This window comes from Pseudobacter sp. (assembly GCF_051955275.1).
GTDB lineage: Bacteria > Bacteroidota > Bacteroidia > Chitinophagales > Chitinophagaceae > Pseudobacter.
In genome coordinates this window covers 17,389-37,852 of sequence record NZ_JBQCGW010000100.1, presented here as the reverse complement: position 1 = coordinate 37,852, position 20,464 = coordinate 17,389, and the positions used below count along the sequence as shown (strand labels likewise).

The 20,464-nt window shown below is 47.1% G+C and carries 14 protein-coding genes; 2 read left to right on the top strand and 12 right to left on the bottom strand.

The genetic code is table 11. The annotated features are described in order from the left end of the window. Positions 1-78: 78 nt before the first annotated feature. Both ACTHMC_RS08340 and ACTHMC_RS08335 read right to left on the bottom strand, forming a co-directional pair. The gene (locus ACTHMC_RS08340; protein ID WP_440412507.1) at positions 79-3,048 is read right to left on the bottom strand and encodes a M16 family metallopeptidase; all 2,970 of its coding nucleotides are present in this window, start codon (positions 3,046-3,048) and stop codon (positions 79-81) included. Between the two features lie 344 nt (positions 3,049-3,392). Continuing rightward, positions 3,393-3,941, bottom strand: a complete 549-nt coding sequence (locus ACTHMC_RS08335) for a flavodoxin domain-containing protein (protein WP_440412505.1) — start codon at positions 3,939-3,941, stop codon at positions 3,393-3,395. A gap of 162 nt (positions 3,942-4,103) precedes the next feature. On the opposite strand from ACTHMC_RS08335, the gene ACTHMC_RS08330 reads away from it, so the two are divergent. After that, on the top strand, positions 4,104-6,602 hold the full coding sequence (locus ACTHMC_RS08330; RefSeq protein WP_440412503.1) for a cation-translocating P-type ATPase: 2,499 nt from the start codon (positions 4,104-4,106) through the stop codon (positions 6,600-6,602). On the opposite strand, the gene ACTHMC_RS08325 is transcribed toward ACTHMC_RS08330, so the two are convergent. The 4 genes from ACTHMC_RS08325 to ACTHMC_RS08310 form a co-directional block, all read right to left on the bottom strand. Then, positions 6,591-7,106, bottom strand: coding sequence for a YeeE/YedE family protein (locus ACTHMC_RS08325; RefSeq protein WP_440412501.1), 516 nt, complete (start codon positions 7,104-7,106; stop codon positions 6,591-6,593). The two genes, ACTHMC_RS08330 and ACTHMC_RS08325, sit on opposite strands and share 12 nt — an antisense overlap. Positions 7,107-7,108: 2 nt before the next feature. Further along, positions 7,109-7,672, bottom strand: coding sequence for a YeeE/YedE family protein (locus ACTHMC_RS08320; RefSeq protein ID WP_440412499.1), 564 nt, complete (start codon positions 7,670-7,672; stop codon positions 7,109-7,111). Positions 7,673-7,711: 39 nt separating this feature from the next. Beyond that, positions 7,712-9,112: an MBL fold metallo-hydrolase gene (locus ACTHMC_RS08315; RefSeq protein ID WP_440412497.1), complete on the bottom strand. Its 1,401-nt coding sequence runs from the start codon at positions 9,110-9,112 to the stop codon at positions 7,712-7,714. Positions 9,113-9,187: 75 nt separating this feature from the next. Further along, positions 9,188-9,820: a Crp/Fnr family transcriptional regulator gene (locus ACTHMC_RS08310; RefSeq protein ID WP_440412495.1), complete on the bottom strand. Its 633-nt coding sequence runs from the start codon at positions 9,818-9,820 to the stop codon at positions 9,188-9,190. A gap of 157 nt (positions 9,821-9,977) precedes the next feature. Here ACTHMC_RS08310 and ACTHMC_RS08305 point away from each other — a divergent pair, with 157 nt between their 5' ends. Continuing rightward, the gene (locus tag ACTHMC_RS08305; RefSeq protein WP_440412493.1) at positions 9,978-10,769 is read left to right on the top strand and encodes a sulfite exporter TauE/SafE family protein; all 792 of its coding nucleotides are present in this window, start codon (positions 9,978-9,980) and stop codon (positions 10,767-10,769) included. An 83-nt stretch (positions 10,770-10,852) separates the two neighbouring features. Here the strand turns inward: ACTHMC_RS08305 and ACTHMC_RS08300 are convergent, their stop codons facing one another. From ACTHMC_RS08300 to mqo, 6 genes are all read right to left on the bottom strand, one after another. Continuing rightward, complete coding sequence (locus tag ACTHMC_RS08300) at positions 10,853-11,665, bottom strand: peroxiredoxin family protein (protein ID WP_440412492.1); 813 nt, start codon at positions 11,663-11,665, stop codon at positions 10,853-10,855. 24 nt (positions 11,666-11,689) lie between these two features. Then, complete coding sequence (locus ACTHMC_RS08295; RefSeq protein WP_440412491.1) at positions 11,690-13,135, bottom strand: RagB/SusD family nutrient uptake outer membrane protein; 1,446 nt, start codon at positions 13,133-13,135, stop codon at positions 11,690-11,692. 14 nt (positions 13,136-13,149) lie between these two features. Beyond that, positions 13,150-16,710, bottom strand: a complete 3,561-nt coding sequence (locus tag ACTHMC_RS08290; RefSeq protein WP_440412489.1) for a SusC/RagA family TonB-linked outer membrane protein — start codon at positions 16,708-16,710, stop codon at positions 13,150-13,152. 192 nt (positions 16,711-16,902) lie between these two features. Continuing rightward, positions 16,903-18,105, bottom strand: coding sequence for a FecR family protein (locus tag ACTHMC_RS08285; RefSeq protein ID WP_440412487.1), 1,203 nt, complete (start codon positions 18,103-18,105; stop codon positions 16,903-16,905). A 109-nt stretch (positions 18,106-18,214) separates the two neighbouring features. Further along, on the bottom strand, positions 18,215-18,805 hold the full coding sequence (locus tag ACTHMC_RS08280) for an RNA polymerase sigma factor (RefSeq protein WP_440412486.1): 591 nt from the start codon (positions 18,803-18,805) through the stop codon (positions 18,215-18,217). Between the two features lie 76 nt (positions 18,806-18,881). Beyond that, positions 18,882-20,396, bottom strand: coding sequence for a malate dehydrogenase (quinone) (gene mqo, locus ACTHMC_RS08275; protein WP_440412508.1), 1,515 nt, complete (start codon positions 20,394-20,396; stop codon positions 18,882-18,884). Between the last annotated feature and the right edge of the window lie 68 nt (positions 20,397-20,464).

Here is a 20,464-nt window from a genome sequence, read left to right as displayed (position 1 = left end):
AAAAGACAAAAAATTTGGGGGAAAATTATTTTTTAGCCACATCTTTGTGATTGATTTGTGTAAATCATCAGTTGCTGGTTAGTAGCCGAACAGCTGATCCGGTGTGAGTTTCCGGGATACTGCCGGCTGCAGGAATGCCGATTGTTTGTAAGTGGCATCAGATCCCAGGATACAATAAGTGTAATTTTTTCCTGCTATATGATCAGTATAAAACTTATTCACTTCTTCGAATGTGATAGTTTTCACTTTTTCATAGATGTATTTCCGCTGGTCGGTATGCAGGCCGAATTTCTGAGCGTACAGGAAATTGAAAGCTATAGCATCTTCCATGATCCGCTCATTGGCGATCTTCTGAAGAATGGCTTCCCTGGCTATTTCCAGCATGGCTGGTGACTGAGGCAGGTTAGTCAGTAATTCATCCATGGCAAGTATGGCTTCCTTCATTTTATCTGCCTGGGTACCCACATAGGCCATAGTTGAATAATTGTCAGCCTTCTTAGCCGGAGTTCTGTAAACCGCATAGGCCGTATAGGCCTGGGCCCTGGCTTCACGAATGGTCTGGAATACTACAGAGCCCATACCGCCTCCGAAGTACTGGTTGAAAAGCTCTGTGGTTGGCATTAAAGTGGAATCGAAAGGAATTGAATTATTGACCCACTGCACTTCAGCCTGAACCATATTGTAAGGGGCGAACAATATTTCTTTACCGGAAGGTTGTGTCCTGGTGAACTGCATTGCGGGTGGTGCTGCTGACCAGGATGCAGGAACAGCATGCAGGCTGCTGATCTGTTCTTTGAAATCTTTCTCCTTCATCGGACCATAATAAACGATAGTATGTGCATAGTTGAAAAGGTTATGCAGCACATTTATAAGTTGATCCGCAGTCAGTTCCTGGATCTCTTTGTTGGAAAGCTGGTAATTGAAAGGATTCTGTGCACCGAACATCGCATAATTGCGAAGTGCTTCTCCTATCGCTTCTTTGTTCAGCTTAGCATCCTGCCTGCCTTTCAGGATCCTGGCTTTCAGGTTATCGAGAGCTGCCCTGTCTTCCCTGCAGGTACGGAGCAGCTTTTCAAATGCAGTAGTGGCATTGGCGAAATTCTCGTGGAGCCCTGTGATCAGTATAGTTGTATGTTCGTTAGCTGTAGCGATGTTGTAATCGCAGGCGATATTGTAGAACTGCCTTTTGATCTCATCGGAACTGCTGGTGCTGTCGCCCAGGAAATCCAGGTATTGCACAGCTATCGGCAGAAGACGGTTATGCCATTCACCCAGGTCAATCCTGAATGATAAACGGAAAAGCTGGTCTTCTTTGTTGAGCACATGCAGCAGTGGTGAACTGCCTGCCATGGACCTGTTGAGGTCTTTGTTGTAGTCGATCCACTGAGGCTGAATGGCGCCTGCAGGAAGAGTGGCGATCTGTTTGGCCAGTGCCGACTGAACATCCCTGTTGATGGTAACCGGAGTGATACCGGGCTTTTCCACTTTCTCCTGGTTGCTGTTCACACCTGCCTTTTTGTATACAACTACATAGTTCTGGTCCAGAAATTTCTTTGCAAACTCCATGAGCTGGGTTTTTGAAACCTGTTCCATATTGTTGACAAAGCCTACTTCCTTATCCCAGTTGACGCCTTTGTTCCTGATGAATTCGCCCATCAGCATATTGGCCCTGTTGTCGTTGCTGTGGATGCTCTGGATCTTTGAGAGTTTATAGTTCACAGAAATGGCCTTGAGCAGTGAATCATTGAACTGTCCCTGTTTTATTAGATTGACCTGAGATAACAACAGATCTTTCACCTGGTCCAGTGATTGCCCTTCGCCCGGATTGCCGGAGAGAACAAGTACGGAATAATCCTTCATCGGCATGAACCATGCAACACTGCCCAGTACCTTCTGCTGGTTGTTGAGGTTGAGATCCATCAGACCCGCTTTGCCATTGTAGAGCAGGTTTTGAATGATAGTGGATTCAATGGTGCCTTCGTAATTCTTTGCACCGGGTAACCTGAAAGCGATGGTGATATTTTCTGCATCCGGACCAATCACCGTTTTGGACACAGGCTGGGTGAAGGCAGGCTCATCAGGAGCTTTGTATTCAGCAGGGGTTTTGCCTGCAGGCCAGGCGCTGAAGGATTTCTCGATCTTCGCGATGAGCGTATCCGGATCAAAATCACCAGCCATGATCAATCCCATATTGGATGGAACATAGTAGGTGTTGTAAAAATTGCGGATAGCCTTGAGGGATGGGTTTTTCAGGTGTGCCGTAGTTCCCAGGATGGTCTGTTTCCCGTAGTTGTGGTTCGGGAAGAGACCAGCCAGGAGAGAATCGAACATATTGGAATTATCGCTATCCAGGCTGCGGTTCTTTTCTTCGTATACCGCTTCCAGCTCAGTATGGAAGAGGCGGAAGACCGGATTATTGAAGCGTTCCGCCTGTAGCATCAGGTATTTGTCGATGGCATTGGAAGGGAAGTTCTCTTCGTATACCGTTTCATCAAAGGAGGTGTGGGCATTGGTTCCAATGCCACCCATGGCTGCCATGATCTGATCGTATTCGTTGGCGATCGCATATTTCGCTGCGATGCCGGAAACGCTATCGATCTGATGATACACTGTTTTGCGCTCCCTGGCATCTGTAGTTTGATTGTATACTTCATACAGGCGGGTGATCTCATCGATATATGATTTCTCCTGCGTGGAATCAAGTGTGCCGAATTTGTTGGTTCCCTTGAAGAGCAGATGCTCCAGGTAGTGCGCCAGTCCGGTGTGGGTCTCAGGATCATTGTTGCTTCCAGCGCGCAATGCCATCAGGGAGCGGATCCTGGGCTCACGGTTGTTGGGACTAAGGATAACGGTGAGACCGTTCTTCAGTGTATAGAACCTGGACTTCATCGGGTCTCCGTCAACATATTTGTAGTGGAAGCCATTGGAGGTGGTTTCTTTCCATTCCTTTTTTGCATTTTGATTGTCTCCCTGCTGTTGACAGCCTGTAAATGCTGATAGGACCGCAGCAGAAATGCCTGCTTTACGAATAAATTCAGTAACCATCATTCTGATCTGGTTTTGTATTTGTGTTTTTGGGGTCTTGCCGTATCGGAAATAGTGCAGCACTGGAAATCCATTTATGGATGGCCTGCATTCATTAAACGACCGGTTATTACAAAATTAGGGGCACTTCCAGCTCAGGCCGGAAAGAAAAAAAGGGTGATCGTAGGGTTAGAAGACGGGTTCGTATAAAATAGCATGATAGCTTCAGCGCTATTGGCCTTAAAATGTTTTCCGCAGCGTAAGAATGGTCATGCTGGAATACAGGGAGGTGTATCTACAGAAGCAAAATTGGAAGCCTGTAAAAGCGGAGGGGGAATGAAATATTATCGTGTTTCAGGATAAAGGGTTCAGGAAAGGGATTGCTTTGGTTTGTCTGTACCGCTGGTATGGAGTGCTGCTGCGCATGCTTCCGTCAATGCCTGCATGTTCTCTTTCCTGACGTCATTAAAAGTTTCCAGCATATGTTTTTTTTCTTCAGGATCTTTTACAAATTGTGCGCCCAGTTTCAGTAGCACCCTGTCTTTCCAGGATAGCTCCTGCATATTCATTTTCCCGTGCAGGAAAAACACCCTGCATCCTGTTCTGATGCTGGCCGGTACATTGTTTTTTTCTATCTCTCTCAGCTTTCCCGTTTCATCAGGAGGTGTGGCGCAAACTATAAAAAGAATTAGTTTTTTATCCGCAAGGATGGATGCGTGTTTTTTTATCCAGCCACTCAGTTCAAGTTTTCCGATATATACAGAGCTTCCCAATATCAGGAGATCACAACGGCGAACCTTTTCTTCATTTATTTCGCGGGGACCAGCTACCGGTATTTGCAATGCTTCTCCCAACCATTCCGCATACTGGCGGGTGGCGCCATAACGACCCTTATAAATGATGATTGCATTCTGCATATTAAAATGATTGATCAGGTTGTATATGGTAAAATTACCGGACTCTCCAGGTACAAAATAAGATTATCGTCAGACAGTGACATGATGTTGATCATCCTGCGGCCCGGCGTGGATATTGGTATGTCATAATGTTCGCTGAAGTTTTTTCATTAAATTGTTTACATGGAAAATCTTCTGTCAGAGCAGGGGCTTTCAATGGCCCAGGTACAGAAAAGCCGTCTTCAGCATGGCAGTAATACCACCCAGTCCGAAAAACGTTCTGTGTTTACCGATGTTTTATGGGGCATAGTAAAAGAGCCTATGTTCCTGCTCCTGCTGGTCACCTGCATCATTTATTTTGCATTGGGTCAGTACCAGGATGGCATCATCATGCTGGCCGCTATCTGCCTTGTCAGCGGCATTTCGATTTTCCAGGATTACCGGAGCGCCAATGCAGTGAAAGCATTGAATAAACTGGCTTCACCCCGTGCCAAACTGATCAGGGAAGGAAAACCGGTGCAGGTGCCCTCAGAAGAAATTGTGGTGGGAGACGTACTGCTGCTGGAAGAAGGTATGATTGTACCGGCAGACGGGGAACTGATAGCATCCAATGACCTTTCCATCAATGAATCCGTGCTTACAGGCGAAGCTTTTTCCATTGCCAAATCGCCTGAGAATGATAAAATGGTATTCAAGGGTTCACTGGTCACGTCCGGATCGGGCAGGATACAGGTGTCAGCAGTGGGCAAGGCTACCAGGTTTGGACAGATAGGAGCGTCATTACAGGAAGTAACTGTAGAAAGAACGCCGTTGCAGCAACAGATCAGCCGTTTTGTGAAACTGATGGTAATGGTGGGAGTGGTGGCCTTTGTGCTGGTGGTAGCATTCAATTACAGCCTCTCCGGTAATTTCAACAGCGCTTTCCTCCAGGGCCTTACCCTGGCCATGAGCATTTTGCCGGAAGAGATCCCGGTTGCTTTTGCCACTTTTCTTGCGCTGGGTGCATATCGTCTGTTAAAGAAACAGGTAATTGTTAAGCAACCACAGTATGTTGAAACGCTTGGCACAGCCACCGTGATATGTGTAGATAAAACAGGTACGCTTACTCAGAATAAAATGGAGATCGTGGCATTGTATGATGCAGTATCTCACCAGGAACTATCCCTCGATAAAAGCATGGATGCTTCTTCGCAACTCCTCGAATATGCCATGTGGTCCAGCGAAACAACGCCTTTCGATCCCATGGAAAAAGCAATTCATTCATTGTATGAAAATACAACAGCAACCGATCTGCGTCCTTTGTACAACCAGGTGCATGAGTATCCGCTCAGCGGTACTCCTCCCATGATGACGCATGTATTCAGTAACAAGGCTGGCGAAAATGTAATTGCTGTGAAAGGCGCTCCTGAAGCCGTGCTGAAATGCAGTGACCTGACTGAAGCTCAAAAAAACGCTTTCCTGGATAAGAGCAGGGAATATGCCAATAAAGGATACCGTGTACTGGGTGTTGGAAAAGCTACAGGTGATTATAAAGAATGGCCGGAGAAGCAGGAAGAATTTTCATTCAGGTTTCTTGGGTTGATAGTATTTGAAGATCCCATCAAACCAGGGATACCGGAAACCATCAACAGTTTCCGGAAGGCAGGCATCCAGGTAAAGATGATCACAGGCGATTACGCCGGAACTGCATTGGCCATTGCAACACAGGCTGGACTTGATACCAGTAACGCGGTGTTGACGGGAGAGGCAATCAGAGAAATGCCGGAAGCATTGCTGAAGCAGCAGGTGCTGGCAACCTCCATCTTTGTACGCATGTTCCCTGAAGCCAAGCTGAAAGTAGTGAATGCACTCAAATCAGCAGGAGAAATAGTGGCCATGACAGGTGATGGTGTAAATGACGCTCCAGCGCTTAAAGCCGCTCATATCGGCATCGCCATGGGCAAGCGGGGAAGTGAGGTGGCAAAGAATGCAGCTTCTCTTATCCTTGCCAACGATGAGCTGACAGGTATGACGGATGCCATTGCACTGGGCAGGAAGATCTATAACAACCTCAAAAAGGCCATACGATATATCATCTCCATCCATATCCCCATCATACTGATCGTAACTCTTCCTTTATTGCTGCATTGGGCCTTCACCGATATCTTTTCTCCTGTTCACGTGATCTTCCTGGAACTGATCATGGGACCAACCTGCTCTATCATTTATGAGAACGAGCCGGTGGAAAAAGGAACCATGACGGCGAAACCCAGGAAGACCACTTACAGCTTTCTCACTTTCCGGCAACTGTTCCTGAGCATCGTGCAGGGACTGGCCATTACTGTTGGGTGTTTGATCACCGGATATTATTACCTGCAAGCAGGATATGATCATGAAACAGTCCGTACTGTCATCTTCATCACTCTTCTCTTCAGTAATATCTTTCTGACACAACTGAACAGGTCATTTGAATTTTCTGTAATTCAGACCCTGCGTTACAGGAATGCACTGGTGCCGCTGGTGATCTTAGTGACACTCATTTTTATTGTGTGCATGTTGTATGTTCCTGCAGTACGCAACCTGTTTTCGTTGTCGATGATCTCTACAGCCATGTTACTCACTTGCATTGGAGTGGCTGCAGTCAGCACTTTCTGGGTGGAAATAGTGAAGCTCATTTACAGGAAGAAAAGTTTAGTGCGGTAACCGCTCCCTGAAATATCCATACACCCAGGTTCCTGCAATGGCGCTCAGTAAAACCACTGCCACCACAAGTGCGCCTGTACCGATCTGCGCAAACAGAGGGCCGGGGCAGGCGCCCGTCAATGCCCAGCCTGCACCGAAGAGCAGCCCGCCATAGATCTGCCCTTTGTTGAATTTCTTGGGATGGAATTCCACCTTTTCTCCATGGATGGTTCTGATGTTGAATCTTTTGATGAGCCATACGGATATGATACCCACCACCACTGCGCTGCCGATCACACCATACATGTGGAAGCTCTGGAACCGGAACATTTCCTGTATGCGGTACCAACTGATGATCTCTGCCTTAACGAATACCACACCGAAGAGCAGGCCAACGGCCAGGTATTTGAAATTATACCACCAGGGGTGTTGTTGTTGTGACTCGTTCACACAGATGGTGTCCAGTGAACGTACTTCGAAGTCGGTATGCTGTTGCTGTATTGTTTTTTGTGTTGCCGTTTGCATGTTTACAATTTAAGGATGAAAGGAAGTACCAGGTTGGCTGTAAGGATACCACCTGCCATGAACATAATGGTGGCTACCAGTGAGGGCCACTGCAGATCACTGAGCCCCATGATGGAATGTCCGGAAGTGCAGCCTCCTGCATACCTGGTACCGAAGCCTACCAGAAAACCTCCGCCCACCAGCATGATCAGTCCTCTCAGGCTAAAGAGACTGCTCCAGGAAAAAATCTCCTGCGGTAATAAGGATCCTGTTACCTGCATGCCGTATCCTTCCAGTTCTCTGGTGAGTGCAGGGGCCACTGTTACCGGATCAGGATTAGCCAGGAAAAAGGTAGTCAGAACGGCACCGGTCAGGATACCTCCGATAAAAAAGAAGTTCCAGATCTCTTTTTTCCAGTTGTATTGAAAGAATCTGATCCCTGCCGGGAAACAGGCCGCGCATAAATGGCGCAGGTTGGCGGAAATACCGAAGTGTTTATTCCCCAGCAGGAGCAGGGCAGGAACAATGAGCCCTATCAGTGGTCCTGCCACATACCATGGCCAGGGTTGTTTTATTAATTCAAGCATATTTGTCTGAGTGTTTTATAGTTTATCAGCATGTGATATTTAAACTACTACAGGATTTTTGTCCTGCAACCATTTATTCATTCCTCCGGAAAAGTTAAGGATGTTTTTGTAACCTTTTCCAGCAAGCAGGGAGTATGCAATGGTGGCGCGGTCACCGCTCTTACAATGGATCACCACCTGCTTGCTTTTGCTGATCTTTTGAAGATTGTTCAGCAAGGTACCCACAAAAACGTGATCAGCTCCCTGTATATGCCCTGCATTGAACTCAGTTTCGCCGCGGAGGTCCACTACCTGAATGTTTTCTTGTTGACGAAGTGTTTGAAAATCTTCAGTAGAAATCAGGTTTGCTTTTTCCAGTTCTCCTCCTGCATCCTGCCAGGTTTTTACAGAAGGAATATATCCATGGATATTGTCCAGCCCGATGCGCATCAGTTGCCTTGTGAGCTCATTCAGTTGCGCGGGATCGGCCAGCAGGATAAACGGTGTATCATAATCCAGGAACCAGCCTGCCCAGGTGTTGAAGGAGTTGTTATGCTGTATATTGATGCTGCCGGGAATAAAGCCGCTGGCAAAAATATTCTTATTCCTGGTGTCAATTAGTGTATACCCTTTATCCAGTGCAGTTTTCAATTCATCACCATTTAGTTCTCTAAGTTCCGGCACTTCCGTCAACAAGGGTCTGTGCATTTTGTTGAGCTGCTTCATCATCGCAAAATATTTTGGTGGCTCCGGCTGACCGGCCAGCAGGTATTGCACAAAGCCTGCTTCATCTTCCCGGAAGCGGAAGGCCCAATTCCTGAGCATTTCATAACCGGTAGTGGTGGAGGGAACAGCGCCTAAAGCTTTTCCGCAGGCTGATCCGGCGCCATGCCCGGGCCAGACCTGTATATGAGGCGGAAGTGAACTGAATCTTTTCAGGGAATTGAATAACTGATGGGCGCCCTTTTCCTGGGTGCCTTTCAGTCCGGCTGCTTTTTCCAGCAGATCCGGTCTGCCAATATCTCCCACAAAAACAAAATCGCCGGTGAACAGCATAACGGGTTCCTCACTGGCAGGTTTGTCCGTCAATAAAAAACTGATGCTTTCGGGTGTATGTCCTGGCGTATGCAACACTTCAAATTCCAGGTTCCCTAACGGGATTTTATTTCCATCTTTCAGCTCTACGTGATCGAACTCATATTGCCAGTCCGGTCCACCCTCACCGGAGAGGTACATTGTTGCCCCGGTAAGTGCTGACAGTTCCCTGGATCCGGCCAGGAAGTCTGCATGGATATGCGTTTCCATAATATGTGTGATCCGCATGTTTTGTTCATTGGCAATACAGATATAGGTATCAATATCACGTTTGGGATCGATCACAGCCGCGATGCCAGCCTGCTGGCATCCTATAAAATAACTGCCTTGTGCCAGTGTGTTATCAAAAATGTGCTGAAAATACATAGCTCGTTTTTTTGAAGCACAAAGATCAGCAGCGTACGCGAGGCTATGAGTGACAGATATCACATAACTATGAGATCAGGATTTGATCCATTCGAAAGAATTCCGGTGAATGATCACCCAGCCATTTTTCTCCATTTTTTTCATAAGCCTGCTGATCACTTCCCTGGAAGAATTCAGGTCAGTGGCCATCTCCTGGTGTGTGAGTCTGATATGCCTTCCCATTTTTTCAACCTGCCCTTTGATATAAAACTCCAGTCGTTCATCCATCTTTTTAAAAGCTATCTCATTGATGGTGTTGAGCAGTTCTTCATAGCGCGCCCTCCAGGTTCTGATGACGAAGTAATGCCAGCTTTTGTACTTTCCCAGCCATTCATCCATGTAAGGGAGCGGAATGCTTAACAGGCTTACATCGGTCATTGCTTTAGCCAGTACCTGGCTGTTCTCCTGCCTGTAAGTACATACCATGGATACAGCGCAGGCTTCGCCCGGTTCGATATCGTACATGAAGAATTCGCTACCGTTATCGTCCTCCTGGTATAGTTTCACGATGCCTTCCAGGATGAGCATGGTAGACCTGATGGTCTGTCCTTTTTTAAGCAGAACGGTGCCTGCCGGTATTTGCCGGATATCACCGTGTTGTTCCATTTCATCATATAGTTCTTCTTCAAGACCAGGAAATAATTGCCTGATAGAATTATTATTCTGCATACCAGAAAGTTACGAATTATCCGGTTGCATAGTTAAAGCCAGCACGCGGCCCCTTATGTGACTTTTGTCACTGATGCTTCCTGAAAAATTTCCGGGTAGTGACTATTGTCACTGATAGCCTGGGCGGCCAGGCCGAACTTTGAAAAAAATAAAGATCATGATGCTGCTGGGATATCTGGCATCCCTGCTGATAGGGGTTTCGCTGGGGTTGATCGGGGGCGGAGGCTCCATACTTACGATGCCCATGATGGTGTACCTGTTTGGCGTTTCGCCTGTAATGGCTACTTCCTATTCGTTATTTGTGGTGGGATCCACCAGTCTTGTTGGAGCAGCGCAGCAATATAAACAGGGAACAGTGAATATCAGGATGGCGCTTTTGTTTGCGGCCACTTCCATGGTAACGGTTTTTGGAACACGTAAATGGCTGACGCCGCTCATCCCGGAGCAAATAGGCGTGGTCCGTGGTTTTGTGATCACGGAAAGCTGGCTGATCATGATCCTGTTTGCCATCATGATGTTGTTGTCCGCATTTTTCATGATCAGGAGAAAAAAGAAGATAGCAACCAGTGATGAGAGGCTACATATTGGCAAGCTGATCCTGTTCGGTACGGGCATAGGGCTGGTAACCGGACTGCTGGGAGCAGGAGGCGGGTTTCTTCTCATTCCTGCCCTGGTATTGTTGCTGCATCTTCCCATGAAGGAAGCGGTTGGCACTTCACTTCTGGTGATTGCACTCAACTCCCTGACAGGTTTTACCGGTGCACTGGACGCGAAGGCAACAGACTGGCAATTGTTGCTGACAGTTACTGCATTGGCTGTACTGGGTATTATTGCAGGCAGCTACCTGAACAGGATCATCCCGTCCGGAAAACTGAAGACCGTTTTCGGCTGGTTCGTTTTACTGATGGGCGCTTTCATACTGCTCAGGGAACTGGCTGATACATTATGATTTGAAAGCCGTAAACAAACACGGCCCGCAAAAGCGGACCGTATTCTGTTGATAAGGGAATGCGACTGAAACTGAAAAATCTTCTATTGTAATATTTCTTTTAGTTTTTCTTCCAGTTCAGCACCCCTGAGGTTTTTAGCGATGATCTTCCCCTGCGGGTCGATCAGAAAATTGGCAGGTATAGCAGATACTCCATAATCGGCAGCTGCCCCTTCTTTCATACCACGGGTTTCTATCAACTGCGTCCATGTGAGCCCATCCTGATGTACAGCTGCTTTCCACGCATCCTCTTTAGTGTCAACTGAAATGCCGAGGATGGTGAAATTCCTGTTTTGGAATTTTGCAAAAGCAGCTTTGAGAAATGGGCTTTCCTTTCTGCAGGGCACGCACCAGGAGGCCCAGAAATCTACCAGCACATATCTTCCTTTGAAAGACTTGAGGGAAGCCATCTCTCCGTTCAGGCTGGGAAGGGTGAAATCAATGGCCGGCATGTTCAACTCCGTGGCTTTATTGGCCCTGATCTTTGCTGCCAGTTGTTTTCCCTGATCGGATGTTCTGAGCCTTTCACTGAAATTGTTGTAGTATGACTCCAGCGCCGCCACTGGCACAAAATTGCGTTTGCGGAAAACCAGCTGCAGGCTCAGGTCAGCATCCGGATTGTTCCTGATGAAAACATTCTCCAGGCTGTCTGATCTTTTTATCAGACCGAAAAGTTCCGGCTTGATCCTGTTGAAGGAAACCGTATCGTTTGCCAGTTTGTATTCTTTGGCCTGTTTCTGCAAAGGTGCTATTTGTTCATGAAGCTGTTTGCTTTCTGTCTGAAATTTTTCTTCTGCAGTTTGCGCTGCTGCTGTCATTGAAATGAAAATAGATGCAATGATGATATGAAGTTTCATGTTTGTAATTTGATAGTGTGCTGATCAGGGATTGTTTTCCATAGCAGGGTTCTGTTCCATCACCTTTTGAGGGAAACGGAGTGCGAATCTTTCGGCGGGAAGAGTGATCTCTGTGAAACTGTTGTCTTCTTTGAAGATCTTGTGTTTAAACTGGATCCCTGCGAACAATGGGTCAGTGGAAAGTCTTCGCATATCTATCCAGCGATAGCCGGTGACTGCAAATTCGCGGATCCTTTCTTCAATGATGAAATTCACGAGTTTCTTTTTATCTGCTGATACATCGGCAGGCACGGAAAACTTACCGGCAGGTAACCTGTTCTTTCGTAAGGCTTCCAGGTCTTCAATGGCGCCTGTGAAATCCTCGGCACGGGCGCGGCATTCAGCCCGCAGCAGGTATAGATCAGGCAGTACAAAACCTGCCTGGATCAGGCCTGATAATCTTTTGCGTAATGTTCCGGCTGGTATTGCTCCGCTGGGCCTGGCAGTGTTCACATAGAATTTCAGGCGCAGGTCTGCAGGATCGAACAGCAGTACTGTTTCCGGACTGAGTACAGCAGAGTTCCGCACATAGGTATAAAAACTGCTGTATTGTCTTGACAGCATTACTTCAGTATTGCTACCGGTTATAGGGTAAGCAGGGCCATTCGAGCTATTGATGGGCAGAAAAATGCCGCCGGTAGCAAACGTAACATTGTAATTGTACAATACCGTTGGAAAGTCCGTCAACGGCAAATCGGCAAATGCACCATTCAGCAGGGGCAATGCTTTGCCGAATTCCTGCATGGTCATATATACTTTTCCAAGAATGGCCTTCCCACAAGCGCGGCTGATACGCGGACGGCGGAAGTTTTTCACCGGCAGGTCAATGATGGCTGATTCCAGATCACTTACTATCAATTGATGGATCTCTTCCACGGAGGCCCGGGTGAAGTTGGTCTGAGTAGCGTCAGCATTGATCAGTTTAGGGAATCCCGGATCCGTAGCCGAGGTAGCTTTGTTGTATGGTTTGCCATAAAAGTTGATCAGATGAAAATAACACCAGGCGCGGCCTGCGCGTGCTTCTGCAATGATCTCTTTTTTCTGTTGCTCCGTTCCGTCAGTAGAGGCTGGTACTTCATTGATGATCTTATTGAAGGAATAGATACAGTTCATCAGGGAATTCAGGTCCGGTGCATCCTGCTCAGGTTCGTACACTACGGCCTCCCAGTTGAACAATCTTCTGTCAGTAATACTTTCATTGGTGAAGTAAGGCTCTGCTGCTGCAAGCTCATCACCCAGCAATACTGCAGGGGAGATATCGATGTTCATGAAATCGAGCGTGCCCAGCAGGCGCGCATAGTCCTCGGTTTTTGAAGCAATCAAAGTACCTTTCGGAACGATCTCCAGGAAGCTCTTTTTACAGCTGGCTACCAGCATGCTTGTGGAAATCAGTATAAAGAGAGAGTATCTGTACAAATTATGTTTTTTCATTTCTTATCATTTTATCAGAATGAAACATTCAGGCCGATCGTCAGGCTGTTCTGTCCGGAACGGATGGACCTAATGCCTGTATTACCGTTCTGGAATTCAGGGTCTATGCCATATTTATTGGCCTTCCACAGCATGATATTGTTCATCTGCACACGGAAAGTGGCGCCACTGATATGGCAGAGCCTGTTCACGGCCGATGGCAGGTCGTAGCTGAAGGAAATGTCGCGGAGCTTGATGAAAGAAGCGTCCAGTACATTCCTGTCGCCCTGTGTGTAATAGGCGGTTTCCCTGGCAGCGTTCAGTGTGGATGTGCTCACCCAGGAAGGGATGTCGGTGAATGCTTCGTCCCCTGCCTGTTGCCAGCGGTTGGCGAACTCTGCATGCACATTGCCCTGCACAAAGCTTCCTGCTGCGCCTATAAGCCGGCCGGTGTAGAATGTATTTACATCCCTGCGCATTTTATGTCCCATGCTGTACACCATATTGGTTTGCAAGCCGAAATTCCTGTAACGGAATGAATTGCTGAAACCTCCATTCCATATGGGTTGGGACGTGCCTTTATACAGGATATCATCCAGTTTGGCAACATTCCGTGCCTTGGTGATGGTTTTGTCATTCAGCTGTATCTGTGTAGCTCCTCCATTGTCCAGGCCGGCATACTGATAAGCGAAGATGGCAAAGGTGCTGTAACCGGGCAGATAGATAGCCGCCACTTTGTTGGCGCCTGTTACTATAGGAGTGAGCAGGTTGATGCGTGTCAGTTCATTTTTATTGTAAGCAAGCGTGATCGTAGTATTCCAGCTGAAGTTTTTCAGTACCAGGTTGCGGCTGGTCAGTGAAAGCTCGATGCCTTTATTCATCATATCTCCCAGGTTGCCCACAACAGTACTGTATCCTGAGAATACATTGGTCTGGAGTAATCCTATCAGGTTCTCTGTTTTCTTTTTATATACATCAACAGAGCCGGAGATCCTGTTACCGAGAAAAGCAAAATCAAGCCCGAGGTTGATGGTCTGGGTACTTTCCCAGGTGAGTTTGGTATTGGCCGGCGCTTTGATACGCAATGAGGATCCTTCCGATGTTACTGACCGGGTATCCACTTCCAGTATATCACTGTCGGCGGCAGTGCCTGGTGCAGGACTGTTTCCGGTAACACCATAGGTGGCACGAAGTGCCAGGTGATCGATCCAGCTGAAAGTCTGCATGAAGTCTTCTTCACCCATCGTCCATTTTACACCGGTACTCCATACAGGCCTGTTCTGAGCGGCCTTGCTTCTTCCATAGAGGTTGGATTCGTCAATGCGCCAGCTGCCGGTAAGGGTATACCTGTTGTTGAAAGTGTATGCAGCATTTGCGTAGTAAGAAGTGAATCTTGTTTTTGCTTCTGCTTCGCGGTATGTGGGAGTGGTCAGTGTGCTCCTGTTAGGCAGCATAGGCATTACCGGGCCTGTTACACCTGAGTCCTGCAGGTACTGGTAGTTCACATTCTGAAAACTTTTCAGCAGGTCGTCATATCCGCGGACTGTAGATTGGGTGTATTGAATGAATCTCTCCTGGGCCTCCTGGCCGGCAAGCAATACCAGCTGATGTTTGTTATCATTCCACCTTCTGTCATAACTGAACTGGTTACGGATGGTCCAGTTGCGGCTGGTTGAATCTATCACTGTGTTTCTTCCGCCTTTCAGTGGAAGGTAATAAGTGGGGGAAGCTCCCGGTGTTTTGGGCGCAACGGTGAATTGCACTCGTTCCACCCTGACTCCATACGCTTTACTGTCTTCAAACATTGTTTTATCAGTATTGCCTTTCCATAATCCATAGGTGCCTTCAAACTTAAGTCCTTTGGCTATGTTGATGGAAAGACCTGAGGTAACGCGGGCCTGAAAGATATCAGCTTTTGTATTACCGTTGTTGAATTCAGTAATGGGATTATAGTTGAGGTCTATGCCGCTTTTTTCAGTGAAGGCCAGCCTGTTGGAATCGGAAAGCATTTGCATCCAGGGCATGTTGATACTGTTTCCATTTGCGTCTTTAAAGAGCTGGTAAGGATAAAAGCGGTTGCTGATATTGATAGGGCGTTTCTCTTCCCGGATAGTATTGGTGAGGTCTGTGATCAGGTAAAGATTGATCACTTTGTTCAGCTTGAAATCCTGTCGCAGGTTGAGTTTGAAGGCTTCGTTCCTTTCTCCTGGCCTGCTGCTTTGTGTTTTGGTATAAGCCATGGATCCATAAAAGGAATGGATGCGGCCGCCGCCACTCAGGGAAATGGTATGGTTCATCAGGGAAGCAGGACGGTACCAGATATCACGGATCTGATCGTGATTGTTGATGGAGGCAAGGCTGTCGAGACTCCTGTTGGCCTGCTCTTCCGAGATCAGGTTCCTCGCTTTATTATAGAGGATCAGCTCATGAGGGGGTACACCTGCCGTTGCGTTCTGCAGATTGGTATAGGTAGATGCCGTTGCCCATGGATACACATCCGGCCTGAAGATTTCTTTTGCTGCCTTGATGTATTGCTGGCTGTTGAGCACAGGCAGATAATCGAATTCAGGCCTACCCTGGAAACTGTAAAAAGTGTTGTATTCAACACGGAGCTTTTCAGATTGTTTTCCTTTTTTAGTGGTGATCACGATCACGCCATTGGAGGCACGGGCACCCCATATGGAAGTAGCGGATGCATCTTTCAGAACGGTAATATCTGCAACGTCCTGCGGATTGATACTGTTCAGGTCTTCAATGGGAATTCCATCTACTACAAAAAGTGGATTTCTGTCTGCATTGATGGAGGAAAGCCCTCTGACCAGTAGCGGGTTATCAGTGGCGCCGGGCGCGTTGTTGATGGTGAGGCCGGGCACAAGGCCATCGAGCCTTTGCAACACGTTCATGCTGGTGGTCCTGTTGCGAACGATGTCCATATCAGGCTTGGCAAAAGCGCCTGTGCTTCTTTCTTTTGAAATGGTCTGGTATCCGGTGTTGACCACCACTTCAATTGCCTGGAGCTTTTCATTGGTGATCCTCAGCATGATCTTTCCGAGATCGGCATCTTTGTCTTTGATGGTCACCGGTATCTTCACAGGCACATAACCTATATAACTCAGTTCCACAAAGTAGCTGCCAGGATTGACATCTCTGATGATGAAGTTCCCGTTTGCATTGGTGGAAGTACCCTGGTTACCGGGAATCAACCTGACGGATACATCGGCAACGGGGTTGCCTGTGGTGTCAAATACTGTCCCTTTGATATTGGATCTCTCAGCGGGGGCGAAAAGCATTGAGGTTTTTCGCGGAGTGAGAAAGATGGACCGTTCTCCTACCTCGAAGCTGACGGCCTGGTTGGTAAACAGCATTTTCAGGAAACTTTCCAGCGGCATGTTTTCCGCCTGGATGGTCACCGGTTTCTGTTTCTGGAGTAATTCAATGTCTCCAGCCACGGAGTAACCTGTCTGTTGTTTGATAATTGAAAATACTTTCTGTAATGGCATATCCACTGCCTTCAATGTAACGGATTGCGAAAATCCCTCAGCATTGGCAGAAATGAGACCTGTGATCAGAAAAAGAACAGTTAGTTTGAGCTGCATGAGCAGTTGTTTTTTCAGGACTGCCCTTCCGGCGCATGTAGCCCAAAGGAACAGCTTACGGGTAAAAGCTACCCGTATCCCATAAGTTTTTTGCATACTTTTGCAATGGTTTTGGTTGTTGAATAAAGTCTTCCGGACTTTTATGATTTGCCAGCCTGACCGTTTACGGAAGTGTTCGAGCACTTCCGTTTTTTAATTTGTCAGCACCAGCTTAGCTCCATTGTTTTCCATCCTGAAACGGATGCCTGAATTTTTCAGGAATTTCAGCACGGTCGATAATTTTTCACCCCGGTAGATCTCGCCCCAGAATTTTTTTGCCGGTATGCTGCCTTCCATGCTCACTTCAATATTATACCACCTGCTGATCTGTCTCATCAGTTCTTCCAATCCCATTCCGTTAAGATTGAAATAGCCATTCTTCCAGGCTATCACCTGATCTGTATCTATATTGTTCAATAAGCTTATGTTCTGTTTTACGATTGCCTGCTGGCCGGGTTTCAGAACAGCGCTTACATTTTCTTTACGGACTCTGATACTGCCTTGCAAAAGGGTGGCTTTCAGAACCGGCTCATTCAGATAGGCGTTGATGTTAAAGGCTGTGCCCAATACTTCAACGTTAGTGCCGTCTGCGGTGTTGACCCGGAAAGGATGACGGTTATCGGGAAACACTTCAAAATATCCTTCTCCCTGCAGCGTAACCATTCTTTCTTTCCCGGTGAATACTGCCGGATAACGTAGTGATGATGCTGCATTGAGCCATATTTTGGTACCATCGGATAACAGTATGGTGAACTGTCTTCCGTTGGGCGTGGTGATGGTATTCCAGCTCACTGATGAATCAGGCTGTTTTACCTTTTCGTATGACAATTGTCCGTTTTCCATTTTCAGGTTTGCCCCGGATTGTGCAGTGATTGTACTGTTGGCTGCACTGTCGAGATTGATGATACTCCCATTGGCAAGTGTCAGCAATGCTCCAGTACTGCCTGGTGCGATATCCGGCAGAGTATCTGTGACCTGCACTATTTGCGCGGGCTGTTTGCCCGGTTTTTCTGACAGGTACCAGATACCGGCAGCTGCGAGAACAACTGCGGCTGCTGCCATCCATTTCCACATCCTGCCTCTCCGGACATGGTGCAATACAGTTTCCTGTCTGCTGGTCCTGAGTGTGTCATTCAATACTTTTTCAAATATCCTGTTGCGCAGCTGCTGGCGTTCTTCCGGCAGGTGTTGCAGCAGTTTTTGCATCAGCTCTTCTTCATTGTTAAGGCTCTCCAGCAGTTCCCTGTTGGAAAACTGCTGGCTGGCCCAGCTTTCCAGTTCCAGTTCTTCTTCAGGAGAAAGTATTCCCTGCAGGTGCTTGTGCAGCAACTGCCCGATTTGTTGATTGTTGGCCATAAGATGAGGTATTTGTAACGGGGCAGGTAGGCCCTTTTATTAAATACACCTGATATGTAAAACTTACCAGAGAAAATGGAGATTATTTTTCAGAAAGAATAGAATCTGTTCAACGCTGAAGCAGGTATAGGAATACCACCAGTTCCGGATGCTGGCTGATAGCGGCTTTGAGAATGCGGATGGCATTTGATTTCTGGTTGCTGACAGTGCGTACCCTGATGCCCAGTTTTTGAGCGATCTCGGCAGGTTTCAGGCCATCGCGGAAGCTAAGGATAAAGATCTCCCGCATTTTTTCAGGCAGTCTGTCTATTTCAGCAAATACCAGGTTGAGAAAGGTCTCTTCTGCGCTTACCCATCCGAAATCAGGTTGTTCTTCCTGTGATAGCTGATAGATCAGCTCATCTCTTTTGGTATTCCTGATCCTGTGGTAGCGCAGATTATTGAAGCAGGCATTACGGACAGTTACTTTGAGAAATGCTTCAATATTGGACAGGCTCACAAATTTCTGGCGGTGGTGGAAAAGCTTTACAAAAGAATCGGCCGTAACATCTTCCGCATCCCTGCTGTCTTTCAGCCATTGCCTGGCATAAAGGAAGAGCGTGTAATAATACCTGTCATATATAGAAGTAAATGCCTGTTCATCACCGGATTTGAAGCGGTGTAGAAAAGCAGGGTCGGTATGATCAGGTGTCTGGTCCAAATGGGGTAGGGCTTGTCAGGCCATAAATGTAAGGGAATTTGGAGCAGGGAAAGTAAACAACCTCAATAAAGCAATCTTATTCCTGCTGTTTCAATTTCAAAATCACTGCCGTCTCGTCTCTTAACTGCAAACAAAACGCAGTTTGTTCTTCCAGCGAAATCCCATAAGAAGGGATTATCTCCTTCAGTTTTTGTTTCCACCCTTCATGTTGCAATTTATCAGGAAAGCAGGTTTCAATCACGTCCAGCATAATTGCCACAGCGGTACTGGCGCCGGGCGAAGCGCCCAGCAGGGCTGCAATTGAACGATCGGCCGAACTGATGATCTCTGTCCCGAATTTCAATACGCCTCCGTGCTCAGGATCTTTTTTGATGATCTGAACACGCTGGCCCGCCTGTTCCAGCCTCCAGTCGCTTTCCTGCGCCATCGGATAAAATTCCTGTAATGCATCAAAACGTTTTTCATCTGATTCCAGCAGTTGACCGATCAGGTATTTTTCCAAGGTCCAGTTATCGAGCCCCACTCTGAGCATGGGAATTATATTGTGAATGTCGATGGAACTGAAGAGATCCAGATAAGAACCGTGCTTCAGGAATTTGGTGGAAAACCCTGCATAGGGACCGAAGAGAAGTGATTTCTTACCATCAACGTTTCTTGTGTCAAGGTGAGGCACAGACATAGGAGGGGAACCTTCCGCAGCCTTGCCATACACTTTTGCATGATGCCGGGCTGTGATGGCAGGATTGTCTGTACGAAGCCAGATGCCGCTAACAGGAAAACCTGCATAACCATTGCCCTCAGGAATATCTGATTTCTGGAGCAGATGCAGTGCACCGCCGCCAGCTCCGATGAATACAAATCCCGCGTATACGTAGAACTCTTCTTCTGTGTTTTCATCTTCAATTTCTATCTCCCATCCACTCCCTGAATGGCGAAGATCTTTTACGCGGCTGTTATAACTGATACTGAAATTTTCGGTTTTTTGCAGGTGCTCCAGGTAAAGATTAGTAAGGCGGCCATAGTCAACATCTGTACCTGTGTCCATTTTTGTGGCGGCCAGCTTTTCATTCGGATCACGTCCTTCCATCACCAGCGGCATCCATTCAGATAGCAGGTTATTGTCTTCTGTAAATTCCATTGTGCTGTACAAAGGATGGGAGGACAGAGCTGTATATCTTTTTTTCAGGTATTCAATATCTTTTTCACCCCGTACAAAACTATAATGAGGTACCGGATTGATAAATGCCCTGGGATCTTTGATGAATCCTTTCTTTACAAGGAAAGCCCAGTACTGCCGGGAAAGATCAAAGGCAGTGTTTACGTCAAGTGCTTTGCTGATATTGATGCTGCCATCCGGTTCTTCGGGTGTGTAGTTGAGCTCACAAAGAGCCGCATGCCCGGTACCCGCATTATTCCAGGCATTGGAGCTCTCGTAAGCCGGGCCGGCCAGGGCTTCGTGGATATGGACACTGAGTTTGGGATCAAGTTCCTTTAAAAGCATGGCGAGTGTGGTACTCATGATGCCTGCTCCGATAAGGAGCACATCCGTTGAATATCTGTATTGCCGGGTACGACTCATATAATCGATTATGTATGAAAAGATAACGAATTTGGAGATTCTTTTGCGCAGTTGGTTCCATATTCCCCCAACGATACATC